This is a genomic window from Flavobacterium album (assembly GCF_003096035.1).
In the GTDB taxonomy this organism is placed as follows: domain Bacteria; phylum Bacteroidota; class Bacteroidia; order Flavobacteriales; family Flavobacteriaceae; genus Flavobacterium; species Flavobacterium album.
Map to the genome: position 1 here is coordinate 1,395,704 of NZ_CP029186.1, position 13,194 is coordinate 1,408,897.

Annotated in this window: 17 protein-coding genes; 14 read left to right on the forward strand and 3 right to left on the reverse strand. The window is 46.3% G+C overall.

Going from position 1 to position 13,194, the window contains the following annotated elements; all coding sequences use genetic code 11:
• Window positions 1-5 precede the first annotated feature (5 nt).
• Window positions 6-2,354, forward strand: a complete 2,349-nt coding sequence (pbpC, locus tag HYN59_RS06035) for a penicillin-binding protein 1C (protein ID WP_108777411.1) — start codon at window positions 6-8, stop codon at window positions 2,352-2,354.
• 212 nt (window positions 2,355-2,566) lie between these two features.
• Here the strand turns inward: pbpC and HYN59_RS06040 are convergent, their stop codons facing one another.
• Window positions 2,567-3,736: an MFS transporter gene (locus tag HYN59_RS06040; RefSeq protein WP_108777412.1), complete on the reverse strand. Its 1,170-nt coding sequence runs from the start codon at window positions 3,734-3,736 to the stop codon at window positions 2,567-2,569.
• 390 nt (window positions 3,737-4,126) lie between these two features.
• On the opposite strand from HYN59_RS06040, the gene HYN59_RS06045 reads away from it, so the two are divergent.
• From HYN59_RS06045 to HYN59_RS06105, 13 genes are read left to right on the forward strand one after another with little or no spacing between them, the layout of a single operon-like run.
• Entirely contained in the window at window positions 4,127-5,140 is a 1,014-nt protein-coding gene (locus HYN59_RS06045; protein ID WP_146185873.1) for a hypothetical protein, read from the forward strand.
• Between the two features lie 4 nt (window positions 5,141-5,144).
• Window positions 5,145-5,417, forward strand: coding sequence for a DUF6966 domain-containing protein (locus HYN59_RS06050; RefSeq protein WP_108777414.1), 273 nt, complete (start codon window positions 5,145-5,147; stop codon window positions 5,415-5,417).
• Complete coding sequence (locus HYN59_RS06055) at window positions 5,408-5,854, forward strand: hypothetical protein (protein ID WP_108777415.1); 447 nt, start codon at window positions 5,408-5,410, stop codon at window positions 5,852-5,854. Before HYN59_RS06050 ends, HYN59_RS06055 begins: the two co-directional genes overlap by 10 nt.
• 15 nt (window positions 5,855-5,869) lie before the next feature.
• Entirely contained in the window at window positions 5,870-6,490 is a 621-nt protein-coding gene (locus HYN59_RS06060) for a hypothetical protein (RefSeq protein ID WP_108777416.1), read from the forward strand.
• A 9-nt stretch (window positions 6,491-6,499) separates the two neighbouring features.
• On the forward strand, window positions 6,500-6,937 hold the full coding sequence (locus HYN59_RS06065; protein ID WP_108777417.1) for a hypothetical protein: 438 nt from the start codon (window positions 6,500-6,502) through the stop codon (window positions 6,935-6,937).
• A complete protein-coding gene (locus tag HYN59_RS06070) occupies window positions 6,934-7,176 on the forward strand; it encodes a hypothetical protein (protein WP_108777418.1) in 243 nt (80 codons plus the stop codon). Before HYN59_RS06065 ends, HYN59_RS06070 begins: the two co-directional genes overlap by 4 nt.
• The gene (locus HYN59_RS06075) at window positions 7,176-7,670 is read left to right on the forward strand and encodes a hypothetical protein (protein ID WP_108777419.1); all 495 of its coding nucleotides are present in this window, start codon (window positions 7,176-7,178) and stop codon (window positions 7,668-7,670) included. The genes HYN59_RS06070 and HYN59_RS06075 overlap by 1 nt, the downstream gene beginning before the upstream one ends.
• A gap of 15 nt (window positions 7,671-7,685) precedes the next feature.
• Window positions 7,686-8,246 (forward strand): hypothetical protein, encoded by a 561-nt coding sequence (locus HYN59_RS06080; protein ID WP_108777420.1) that lies wholly within the window; start codon window positions 7,686-7,688, stop codon window positions 8,244-8,246.
• 49 nt (window positions 8,247-8,295) lie between these two features.
• Entirely contained in the window at window positions 8,296-8,961 is a 666-nt protein-coding gene (locus tag HYN59_RS06085; RefSeq protein WP_108777421.1) for an STM3941 family protein, read from the forward strand.
• Window positions 8,962-8,994: 33 nt separating this feature from the next.
• The gene (locus HYN59_RS06090) at window positions 8,995-9,402 is read left to right on the forward strand and encodes a 5-fold beta-flower protein (RefSeq protein WP_108777422.1); all 408 of its coding nucleotides are present in this window, start codon (window positions 8,995-8,997) and stop codon (window positions 9,400-9,402) included.
• Between the two features lie 11 nt (window positions 9,403-9,413).
• Window positions 9,414-10,643 carry a hypothetical protein gene (locus HYN59_RS06095; protein ID WP_108777423.1) on the forward strand — a complete coding sequence of 410 codons (1,230 nt, stop codon included), beginning with the start codon at window positions 9,414-9,416 and terminating at the stop codon, window positions 10,641-10,643.
• 19 nt (window positions 10,644-10,662) lie between these two features.
• Complete coding sequence (locus HYN59_RS06100; protein WP_108777424.1) at window positions 10,663-11,025, forward strand: hypothetical protein; 363 nt, start codon at window positions 10,663-10,665, stop codon at window positions 11,023-11,025.
• A 16-nt stretch (window positions 11,026-11,041) separates the two neighbouring features.
• Complete coding sequence (locus HYN59_RS06105; RefSeq protein ID WP_108777425.1) at window positions 11,042-11,440, forward strand: hypothetical protein; 399 nt, start codon at window positions 11,042-11,044, stop codon at window positions 11,438-11,440.
• A gap of 34 nt (window positions 11,441-11,474) precedes the next feature.
• On the opposite strand, the gene HYN59_RS06110 is transcribed toward HYN59_RS06105, so the two are convergent.
• Together HYN59_RS06110 and HYN59_RS06115 are read right to left on the reverse strand one after the other, a co-directional pair.
• Window positions 11,475-12,128, reverse strand: a complete 654-nt coding sequence (locus HYN59_RS06110) for a hypothetical protein (RefSeq protein ID WP_108777426.1) — start codon at window positions 12,126-12,128, stop codon at window positions 11,475-11,477.
• 108 nt (window positions 12,129-12,236) lie between these two features.
• Entirely contained in the window at window positions 12,237-13,187 is a 951-nt protein-coding gene (locus HYN59_RS06115; RefSeq protein WP_108777427.1) for a hypothetical protein, read from the reverse strand.
• Window positions 13,188-13,194: the final 7 nt, after the last annotated feature.

Genomic DNA, 13,194 nt, shown 5'->3' on the forward strand with positions numbered 1-13,194 from the left:
TTTTGATGAAAATCCCTCATTGGATAAAAGAAAATAAAGCAAGGTTTTTTATTACCCTTGTCTTCCTCATCGCCTTCTATTTCTGCTTACCGCGAAAACTGTTCGACAACCCTTATTCTACAGTGATAGAAAGCGCGCAGGGCGACTTGCTTGCCGCACGTATTGCGAAGGATGGGCAATGGCGTTTCCCGGCGCAGGACAGCGTGCCGTATAAATTCAGGCAATGTATCGTCCATTTTGAGGACCAGCACTTTTATTACCATCCTGGTTTCAATCCGGTCGCGATAGTGAAGGCCATGAAGCAAAACCACGATGCCGGAAAGGTTGTCCGTGGTGGAAGTACGCTCACGCAGCAGGTCATCCGGCTTTCACGCGAAGGCAAAGAGCGTAGCTACGTAGAAAAGTTGGTGGAACTCATTTTGGCCGCAAGGCTGGAAACCCGCTACAGCAAAGATGAGATACTTGGCCTGTATGCTGCACATGCGCCGTATGGCGGAAATGTGGTAGGCCTTGAAATGGCCTCATGGCGGTACTTTGGCGTGCAGCCGCACCAGCTGTCGTGGGCGGAAAGCGCTACACTGGCGGTACTGCCCAATGCGCCGGGGCTTATATATCCGGGGCGAAACCAGCAGGAACTTCGCGACAAGCGGGACAGGCTGCTGAAAAAACTATTCGATGAAAAAATAATCGACAAGCAGACCTATGAGCTGGCATTACAGGAAGACCTGCCTAAAAAACCTTTCGACCTGCCGCAAACCGCACCGCATTTATTACAGAATATCGGCAAGAGGAAGGACGGCCAACGGATAAAGACAACGGTAAACACCAACCTGCAGAACCGCGTAAACCAAATCGCTGCGCGCTATTACCAGGAATATAAGCAGACGGAAGTCTACAACCTCGCCATCATGGTAGTAGATGTGGAAACGCGCAACATTGTAGCCTATGTAGGCAACTCGCCAACCGACCGTAACCACCAGAAAGATGTAGATATTATCCCTGCGCCGCGGAGTACGGGCAGCATATTAAAGCCGCTGCTTTTCGCCTCGATGCTGGATGCCGGCGAGATACTGCCGAATACCTTAGTTGCAGATGTGCCCACCCAAATCGCAGGCTACAGCCCAAAAAACTATGAGCTGACCTATGACGGTGCGGTGCCTGCGCAAAAGGCATTGTCGCGTTCTCTTAACATCCCTGCCGTGCTGATGCTGAAGGATTTTGGGGTACACCGCTTTTATGAGCAGTTGCAGCATTTTAAATTGCACGACATCAATAAGCACCCTAACCATTACGGGCTGTCGCTGATATTGGGCGGCGCCGAATCGAACCTTTGGGACTTGTGCCGTACCTATGCCGGGATGAGCTCGACGCTGAATTACTTCAATGCCCACCAGGCGAAGTACAGGACGCATGAATTTGCCGAGCTCAACTGGGACAGCAACGTGACGCGTGATTTCGGGAAGGAAGTGTACAACAAGCCGGAGCTGGGCGCGGGGGCAATATGGCTGACCTATAATGCCATGAAGGAAGTGAACCGCCCACAGGCCGATGAGGCATGGCGCTTTTACGACTCATCACTCGAAATTGCCTGGAAGACCGGGACAAGCTTTGGCAGCCGCGATGCGTGGGCGATTGGCACCAACTCTAAATATGTGGTGGGCGTGTGGGTCGGCAATGCATCGGGGGAGGGCAGGCCTTCGCTTACGGGTGTTGGGAGTGCCGCGCCTGTATTGTTTGATGTATTCAATTTACTGCCCAGGCAAAAATGGTTTGCTACTCCCTATAACGACCTTGAAGAAGCCGATGTGTGCAGCATGAGCGGCCACCTTGCCGGGGAACATTGCCCCGCAGTAAAGCAATGGATACCGCTGAATGGTAAGAAAACCACTGCCTGCCGCAACCACCAGGTCGTACACCTTGACGCAACCGGTCAATACCGGGTGAACAGCAGCTGCGAAAGCGTAGATAATATGGTAACCAAAGTATGGTTCGTACTCCCACCCGTGCAGGAATGGTATTACAAGAAAGGCCACATGGACTATATGTCGCTGCCACCGTTCCGGAGCGATTGCGAAGGTTCGGGAGGAACCTACATGGACTTCATCTACCCGAAAGAGGACGGCAAAATATACCTTACCAAAGACTTTAACGGAAAGGTGCAGCCATTTGTACTGAAAGCGGCGCATACTTCGGCGAATGCCCGGTTGTTCTGGTATCTGGGCGATAAATATTTAGGGGAAACCCACACCTTTCACGAAATGCCAGTAAATGCAGCTACCGGTAAATACATCATTACCGTTATTGATGAAAGCGGGAATGAGATCAGGAGACGGGTGGAGATAGTCAGCGAATAATTTCAGATTTTAGATTTCAGAATTCAGATTGAGCTTCACTCTTGCGGAGACCACGATTATTATATAAAGGTATTGGATGTTTCAATTTAAACAAGAGTGATTAGCTCAAAAATCCGTGTAAATTCGCCAAATCCGCGTCCCCACCAATCTGGTTTTATATAAGTATTTGACAGAGTCTGTTCTAGCATGAGTGGCAATCTGAATTCTGAAATCTAAAATCTGAAATTGCTTTTTCTCAGCAGCATATACCCTAAACAAATTGCCACAACGCCCGCCGCCGCATACATCACGAAAGGCACACGGGAAATAACATCGGCATAATACCATCCGGCGAAAAGTGCGCCAAGGCCAATACCTGCTTCAAGGGCGATATACATCGTGGCGACTGCTTTTCCGCGATGGTCGGGGTGGCTCATATCGACCGTCCAGGCATTGATAGCAGGAGAAAGTATGCCCGAAGCAACGCCATATATGGCAGCGCCCGTCATCAGTCCGGCCGGGGAATCGGCATAACCGATGATAAGCAACGATACGAACAGTATCCCAAGCCCAATGGTGATAACGCGGGTACGCCCATACCTGTCGGATGCTTTGCCTGCCACAAAACGGATGACCAGCGAAGCCAGTGTAAACACCATGAAGAACAGCCCTTTGTTGGCAATGCCGAGGTGTGCGGTCCAGTCGGGTATCAGGGTCAGTATCGCACCATAGCCTGCATAGGTCATAAAGGTGACGATGCCAGCCGGGAGCGCCTCGCGGGCTATGATGTCGTTTTTTGAGATCTTGAGGAGTGAAGGGCGGAATTTCTGCTTGTCGGGGAGCGTTTCCTTCATGTTCATCAATATAAGGATGGACAGCAGTGCAAACGCCGATGAGCAATAAAACAGCACATCCAGCGAATAATGCAGGCCGATGTAACTGCCGATGGCCGGGCCTATTGCGAGTCCGGTACTGAAACACAGGCCGTGAATACCCATGGCTTCGCCCCAGCGTTCGGGCGGAGCGATATCAGCAACATACGCAGCAGTAGCGGTCGGCTTAAAACCTGTCGAAAACCCGTGCAGCAGCCGCAGCAGCAGGAAGCCTGCTACCGTACCCAAAACAGGATACAGGAATCCGCACACGAAACACACCAGCGAACCGAATGCCATGACAGGGACGCGTCCTACCGTATCGGTAAGCCGGCCGCTGAAGGGTCGTGAAATACCCGCCGTAAGCGTAAACAGCGCCACGATGAGGCCTTTGTATTCGGCACCGCCAAGACTGCTGAGGTAGGCAGGCAGTTCGGGTATAAGCATATTGAAGCTGGCCGAGAACAGCAGTGAGCTCAGGCACACAAGGCCGAATTGCAGGTTGTAGATAGGGTGTTTTTGCTTTGACATTTGAAGTGTGCAAAGCTACGGAATAGCGGGCGGAAGTGCAATTGCAGCTACAAATAATACATTTTTTTAGTTATGATTGTTCTCGACTGCGCTCGAACTGACAACGGTGTACCTTCGTAATTACGTATTACACTTATTTACGTTGTCACATCGAGCGCAGTCTGTCTGCCGACAAAGGCAGGTCGAGATGCTATAGGGCTTCCAATTTTGATTGCTTTGTAGATTAAAGCACCATCTGCGAATTTTCATCGCATTGTTGCGGAAATGCCCCGGTGCCTTACAAATTTTCATTTTGTAAGGCTATATTAAAATTATAATATACATTTAGCCTTTATTGGGAATAGCTATGAATTCCCTCTGTAAACAAAGTTTAAATACGGACTAAAGTATATGCCACATTATATAGCTAAGAAAATAGCACAAATTGCACCAATGCTTGAAGAAGCGCTGGTTGATCTCTTCGAATTGCACAGGGACGAACTTGTTGCACTGGATACGGTAGACGGCATTTCGTTCGACATCATCCCAAGCGCTTACCAAACCTATGCAGCCATCTCGTTCCGCCAGCAGTCGGATTACCTGAGCATGGATCCTTATAACGAAGACCGTGCCCTGATGTATAGCCCGGGCGACTGGGAATATTACAGCCTGCTGGAATACCGTACCTGCAGATCTGAAAAGTTCAGGGAGGCAGCAAAATATATATTTCGCATTTTCGAAGAAATCTACGAAGAGGTTGGGGAATATGACGGCATACAGCAGGACATCAACCACCTGCTTTATTCGTCTATAGCCGAAGGAGCCATGCAGCGCTCTGTCGCGGCAAAATTACAGGAATGCGGAGTCGATGCCCCGATAATTGAATACCGGTTTCAATATGGCTTTGACTATATGGTAATGGATGTGGACAGCCCGACACTGTTTAATTATTGCGATCTGGTAGTAGCTGACAGGATGACCAAAATGGCAGATAAAAAACTTATAGATACGGCCTTTTATAAAATGGATATTAAATCCAGCCCCGAAAAAGAGCTCAAGGAAATTGAAGCGGTTTTTGACGCTTTCCTTATTAAGCATGATTTCAAATTGAAATCCTCAGGCATACAGGAGATTGTCTATGAGAATGAATATTCGAAGCTGTTGTTTGATTTTGATAATTATGGGACGCGATGGGGTTATATGGCACCCCCGGCTATTCTGTACATAAACACGGCAACAGGTAAACGGTATTCGGTAGCCTCACTGCTTGAAAAACTGTTTTTTACAGATTTTGAGGCATTGTTCAACAATTATTTCAGGATAAAGGAATTTGGTTATTATGAGTCCTACCACAAGATAATTACCGGGTACCTGGAAAATATAATGAATGATAGAGCATTTTCCTGGGCAGAAGGGCTGAAATAAAATTATGAGTATTAAAGAACATTGCGTAAAGATATACGAATTGCTGAAGGAGGCAGGAGAGTCGGGCTGGTCCAACGGTTTCAGGGGCCTGATCGCTGAGCTTGAAGCTAACGAGAACATATCGGTCTACCGGAAGATCATAAGCATTTATGGCGGTGCAGGGTCTTTCAACGACCTGGTGCTTTATAAAAACGGCGCTGTCTGTAGTGAAGAGAACAATGAACTGGACCGGCTCAGGAACGGGCTTTATAACAAGATCGCAGAAAAATGGACTTAAAAGAATTGCACGACAAACTGGTATCGGAAGGCTGCAACCGGTTTTGCATTGAAGGCATAGGCAGGCAGGAGTTTGACGATATTGAACGGCTGGAAATGAACGATGGCAGGTGGGAGGTGCGTTATTACGAGCGTGGGCAGGCAGGGGAGACCCTTTTTTCTACCGCAGATATGGATGAGGCGATAAAGTATTATTACAATTATGTAATGAGCATACAACACAGGCACCTTATTGCCTTTAGCAGGTCGCAAAGCATTGTAGCTAAGTATAAGGCCAGGCTTGAAGCTCATGGTATTACTACAGTGGAGTACACGATACCGAATTATTCGGCTGCTGATGACCCTGTGTATGGATTGGTGGTTATCAACAAAGATATTTTTAAAGCGAGGGAATTGTTCGGGACAGTCCCCTACATTGATGACAACCTGAAAAGATAAGCAAAGATTAATACGATGACAGACCGGGAACTTTTTGAAATATTGAAGGAGCGCATTGAGCAGGGCGATTGCCGCACGGAACAGGTTTCGGCGATTTTATCGGAGTATAAAAACTCAGGAGGTAAACAGGAAACTGCCGAAAGCCTGGCAGAAGAACTCGTTGCTGTCTTTTCAGGCGATGAGGAATTGCAGGAGCGCGCCTACGACATCTTTGATATTGTTACCGGATGGTGCCCGCCTGCACTGAAGGTTTGGGAAAAGAAAAAGATATGGGCATTAACCGACGGTATGCGTTTTGAAGATGAAGAAACCGGGGTGGTCTTCAACCACTTTTCATTCTGCGAGTTTATAAAGCACATCATGACAGCGTATGCCGGCATGAGTTACGAAGAGGCGGACGACAAAGTGAAGAATTCTTTCCTGGCTTATGTTCCGCGTACTTTAGATCATGTCATGTTTTTTTCGCACGAACTGGACTATCACTGGGCAATGCTGCTGGCACATGGCGATATGTACTGGACAAGGGGAATTCCCAGCGATTACAATGGCTTTAGTGAAGAATATCTTTCCTGGGCTAAGGCGATAAGGCAAAAATATAACCTCAAAGAGTCGTATTTGTATTACGACAAAATATAGCACCTGAATATGGCAGCCGAATTGAACATTTACAGTATTTATAAGCTCAGGAATGAGGACAAATATTACCTGCTGCGGACAGAAAGGCCGGGTTTTTCGAATGCCTCACAAATGGAAGAGGATTTAGCGGAAGCGGCAGAAGAGGAGCAACGGAACCGTATGCTGGAACAGGTCAGCCCTGCCGGTTTTGATTTCATTGGCGAATTGCAAAACGCTCCGATAGGTGATGCGCTTTATACCGAAAATGGAAAAGCAAATTTGGAAATTTATTACATGGAAACGGAGTTTGGCCATCCCTGGATCGTTTTGGGCAATGCACCTTCGGAAGAGGCGTTTCTGGCTGAGCTGAATGATGACGAAGACCTGTTACGTTTAAAGCCTGTGGGGAAGCCGGTAAAGATCCGGGTAGCATATTTAACGGAAAACGATTTTAATTTAAACACATGATACAGAAACCATCATTCGTAACAAGCCTTACCATTGGAGAGGAAACCCACGAGATAAAAGTTTACGGGGACGTAGACAAGACAACAGATTTTATTTATTACACTTTCGCCCTGAATGACGAAAATATGATCGTATTGTCAAAATTTGATGGTGATGAATGGAGAGTTGCCAATACCATCAGGATGAACAACGATCTCGCGAACTTATTAGGAAAAATAATTGATAGCAATAACAAATAATGACAGATAAAGATCTCTATAACCGTATATGCGATTTACAAGCTACCGATGTAAGCCTCGAAACCTATTTGCTTTCGCTTCTGAAGCTTGTTGAAAAAGAAAAGTCAAGGGAAGATGTTCCTGCCGAATTGTTCCTGCAAATTTTACAGGATGCTTTTACATCAGAACCGGCAAAATTTAATCCCGAGTGGCTGAAAATTAAAAAAGCCCCAAAAGAAAATCCCAACGCAAGCGGTTACGATTATGCCGTAGCCGTTATCCAATTCCAGATATCGGATCTCCGTAAAATGAAAGGGAAGCAACTGGACGACCCTTATAAGACCATGGGTATTGATTCTGAAACCGGCGAACGATGGTATAATTTTGACCCGATGGGCAATTTAGAATGTGGGGCAAGATGCTGTGTTGATGGCGGTAGTGATGAAAATGAGTATGAATTACTGGATTGGGGCTTTTTGGGGCAGCTTCTCGAAATGGGAAGGATCTACGAATAAAAACATATAAAAACAATGGACAAATACGCAGCACTAACAGCACAGGGCAGGGGAGCCTACCTCGATGCTTTAACAAACATCGGCTGGTTCAGCCTCCCTCATAATGACAGGGCCAAAACAGAAGAGCACATTACCGGTATTGATGACAGCAACTATTTCTTTTATGTCCTGGCGCATATTACGCGGGATGCCGAAGGCTTTGATAATGGCAGGGAGTATAAGGAGCTTTTTGAGGAAATAGCCGCTTTAAGTAGCGTGAAAATAGTGTCGGCAGATTTTGAATACCATAATGAAGGGTTTGGTATAGATGAGCTCACCGGCACTGTAGTAACCGAGAACCGCACTTATGAATGCCCTTTGGAAGAACTGATGGGCTGGCTCGACAGCGATTTTGTCGATTGGTTTGTCAACCAGGAAGTATTGGCCGGTGAAAATATTGAAGGCCGCTTTTTTACGCTTCCGGCTACCGACCAAATGGCGCAGTATTCTTTTATGCCGCAGGAAATGTACGACAAGGCCATTGCCGCAGGGATCCTGCCGGACGACCCTGAATATTTTATGCGGGATTTTGAATAAATACGATGACAAATCAAATTAGTAATAAAACTTCAGTAACAGGTTATAAATGAAAAATCTCAATTTTATCGAATCGGCTGCCCACAACCGTGAAAGGCAGAACAAATCCCTGAGGAATATGATGGTGCTTGTACTGGTATGCGCCATCCCTGCCGCCATTTCGAGGCTGTTCTTTTGGGGATATACCCACAAGGCTATGGTTACCTCGTGGAGATATAGACATGTAAGTTACATAACCGACGTGGGGTGGCCAGCAACCGTATATGGCTATGGGAGCTTTTTTGCTATCGCGTTTGCCTTGTTTTATATTTTCATCCGCTATAGGTACAACCCAAAACAGCCTTCATTCGGGGTAACCGAAGACGGTATTTTCATCAACCAGCAAATGCTTCGCAATGCGTTTGTTCCCTGGAGTAATATACAAAAGGCCGAATTGCTGGGGCCTGAAGCAAGCCCATTCATGCGATTGACATTTAAGGATTATAAGGCCCTTATTAAAGGCCAGCCGTTTCTTCTAAAATCCATTGCGAAGGCCAACCTGAAGGATGGTCCCGTAATGAGCATCACAAAAGGCGATACAGTTGGCGACATACGGAAGATGTATGAAATAATCAACGAGAAGGGATTTAACAGAAGCAATACGGAACCGCACACGATGCTGAGCTTCACAGATAAGTATGGCGATAACCTGAAGATTTCGGCAAATCAAAAATAAAAGCATAAAAATAAACCAACAAAATAATACAAAATGAAAAAACTATTAATAACCCTTATTGCCCTTGGAGGCACAGCGCTTATGAGCGGACAAACCATCGAATCCGGAAGTCACAATACCTCAGGCTACATTAAAAGCGACGGTACTATTGAGGACAGAAGCCATTCGACCGTAGGCTACATCAAGAGCGATGGCACCATTGAGAACAGGAGCCACAGCACGATAGGCTACATAAAAAGCGACGGTACTATCGAGGACAGGAGCCACTCGACCGTAGGCTATGTGAAGAGCGATGGTACAGTAGAGGACAGGAGCCACAGCACCCTGGGCTATGTGAAGAGCGACGGCACAGTGGAAAACAGAAGCCACGGCACCATAGGCTATGCCCGCGGCGTAAAGAAAGAATGGGCTGCCGTAACGTTCTTCTTCTTTAAATTTTAATACAGGGCAGTATGAATACTACTGATAAACCATTTGAGATACGCTTTTACAATGAAGAAATGTTTGATAATGCGATGCTTTTCATGGAGGCCGCTGCAGACTGCCTGTTGGGTGAAATGAGCAGCAGGGTGATGCTGGAAAACCATACAGCTGAGCATACCGTCATGGGGTCGGGAACGCCATCTAATACCCGCGATGTGAATATTGGGTCGGGATTTTATGAGGTAATGAAACAGGCATTTGCCGAAACCCCTGCTGATGCGTACCTTACATTTATTATCGAAACGAAAATAAAAACAGCCGAAACCCCGGCAGGGCAGCTGGAGGCAACGCACAGGGTAAGGGTGAAGAACCCGATGATTGGCACAAAGCGCGAAGACTGGCCGGAATGGGAGGACCCGCAGTTTGAAATACCGGAGCTGCTGTACGATGAAGCCCCAAAGTGGCAGGATGATTTTACCATCAGCATTACACCGCAATATAGCGAAGGCGACATGTTTGACTTCCTTGACGAGACAGCACATTTTGTGCTGACGGTGCTTTCGGGCGCAGCGATCAAAAAGTTTGATGTTACTGCGAAGCTGATGCACGAGTGGCGCGAAGAAAAGCTGTCGGTTGAGGTAAACCCAAAGGCCAAAGGGCATGAGATTACCATTGATCTTTCAGCCAATTTACTTGATCAGGTAAAGGAAATGGGAAGCTACAGTCACGGCGAATATGAAAAATTTGATTATTTTTTTGAGATTGAGATAACCGGTGCCGACGACAAAAAGCACAAACGCAAGGTATCGGTGCAGCTGCCGAACCCGTATTACGAAGGGATTGCTGCTGAAAAGGACATTGCCCGTGATGTACTGGCAGAGGTATTTAAAAGAAAATACAATGAGGACATTGCCGAGCTGGACATTGAAAGCCAAGAGGGCTGGTGGGCCTGGAGAAAGGATGGGGTTTCGTTCCAGTACGGCTGGAAGGACAATGCCATCATGCTTTACCGCTACCTGGGTGCCGAAGATTATGACGCCGACGCCGACGAAGTCTCAGAAGCTATAGATGAAATTAATGAGTTTGCCGCTGGTACAGCGGAGTTGGTATATGTAGACAATTACTTTGTGTTAAAGTATGAATTCAGCCCGGAGGAATTGGATGCGGACGACCTGGAAAAGAAACTTGATGAGTTTGAGGAATTAGCCGATTCGGATGAGGTGTCTGGGTTCCTGGCGGCATATGAAGGGGAAAGTTAATTTTTAAAATTAGGAGATCATGAAAAATATACAATTAGCACAGCTCGATAAATACAACGGCAACCCGAACTACGAGCATATAGAAGGCAATATTTACAAGGACCTGGAGGAAGATCATTATGTCTTCGCGCTGAGCTATGAACTTGAAGAAGAGGAAGATTCGCAATACCCGTTGGAAGACATACTGGATGAATTTTTCCTGCATGTATCCGACTTTATAGATGAAGACAGGTTTAATACCGAAAGTGAAATTACCCTGGAATTGGGCGGTGACCTTAACGACATAAAAGAAGCCATAGGCACAATTATCGGGAAGAGGGTATATAATGAAGAATATGACGATGAACAAGGCGTTACAAGGGTAAGGCTGGTGATAGAATAATTAAGAGCAATTTACCATGAATACTACAAAACGCGACTACGTAAAAGCGAACCTTTCGCCCCTGAATAAAATACTCAACAAGCACGGCGGGTTGGAGAACAAGATAAAGCTGACCAAACTAAAGCCGGACCAAATCGATTTCCTATACGAGCTGATGATGGTACATCTTGAAGGCTACATAGAATATGCCCGTGAAGCGATATTCGATTTCCATCGTGAGGAACTGCAGCGCTACCTGGACATGCCGCAGTATAAGGACTGGAAAATGCCGGTAGAAATACACGGTATCAAATTACCCGAAAAATTTGAAGCCGGCTGCGAATGGGAACTACAGATAGGGAGGCCTTGGTTTGGTGCAACACAAATGGGCCTGATCATGAAAGGCTGGGAAATAGACGACGAGTATATCGTATGAAATACGGCTGCTTTCCCGGGGAAGCAGCCGTATTTTAATATATCGTTTGAACTTTAAAGCCGTCTTTTGAACGGATGTATTCTATAAGGTTTGGAAGGGTATTATACGCATCTGCAACGATCTTTACAGGATCTTCTGCGGGCGTTATCCCCATTTCGTCAGCCATCCATTTCCGGAAGGGCAGGAAGTCGGGATGGTTTTCTGCGTAGTCATTGCTAATGCTTTCGCAGCGTTCCGGGCTGCAAAATTTATACGGGTCCTGCATATACGATTCCATTCCCTCTTTTATGCAGTGATCGTTATCGACCAGGATATAACTTATCTTAATGTCGAGCGCGAGGCAATGGATGCTAAAAAAATCACCAAGGTTTCCTGCAATCACACTATGATGCTGCTGCTTTGAAATATGCACAACAGGCTGGCTTGTCAGATTTTCGCCTTTGCGGATATTCCAGAAACAGTAGGTTTCGTGTATACCGTTATAATAGAACGGAATAAATTCGCCTATCACATTGCTGTCGATGACCGCCTCAAGGTTATGATTCCATTCCTCCGGGGTGCTTCTATGAATATACCGCTCTGCTTCAGGATCAGTAAATTCAATTGTTTCGGGAAATTTGTAGAATTTCACCAGTAGTTCCGGCACTTCCCCATTCGGGAAATGGGCCGCGATATTTTGTCTTTCCATTATAATTTTTCTTTATTTGCTATAAATGCCCTGATCTCTTTATTTTCACGATCATGCCAAAATATAATTTAAAACGCCCGTATTTACCGGGCGTTTCTTATTGTTTGGTTAGTTATTGCTTAGCAATGCAATTTTCTTAATGTGCGATAAGCTTTCAAACCTCGAAGCCTGGCTTCCCCATTCGTTCGGACTTGAGAAGGTGAACGAAAGTGAATCGATATGAATGCTCCTCCAGTTGTCCGGGTTACTGAAATCAAGGTCCCTGTGCCCGTTGATGTGGTTGATCCTGAATAACCCAACTTTGGTATCGCCAAAAAAGTCGTCGGTCATGCGCACTACTTTATTGTGCATCTGGCCCAGGCTGTAAATAGCATACACTTCCATACCCTCAAGCTCGAACTCTATATCATCATGGTTGCCGGAAAGGATCAGTTCCCTTTGCTCAGGTGTAAAATCGATAGGCTCATCCTCGCCTTCAAGTTCTATAACACTATTATAAATGCTTGCGTTAGCTTCTTCTTCAACATCTTCCTCTTCTTCATATTCAGGTTCCTGCCTGCGGCCATTGTCGTAAACAGTTATCTCCTGCGTAATGGATGGGTCGAAAAGGTCGAGCGTTTCCTTAATGTCTACCTCGCATTCCAGGAAAAAGGTAATACCGTTTCTTTGTGCGTTCTCAGGTGTATCACCACCCCAGTTTGCCAGTGCTGCGGGAACGTCCATGTCCTTAACCCAGTAGCCGTAAGAAACCTCACCGCCGCCTTCTACTGTACATGGAAATTCCTTTACCCATTCGCCGTTGCGCTCTGTTGTGGCACATCTCTCGGCAGTACGGGTTTCAGTTCCCAGCTCGATCTTCTCCTCAACGTTATTAACGGTGCGCTTAGCGTAAAAGGTACCTTTAACGCCTATCACGGTTACGGGATCTTTACCCGACTTAACATTTACCGTTGCCTTGATCATCGGGTCGAAATACGGCCACGGGTTCTCTACGTATAAAAATTCAAGCTTTACGCCGGTAACGCCCACCATGCCCTTTATCTTGTCAAAAAATCCCATAATTATT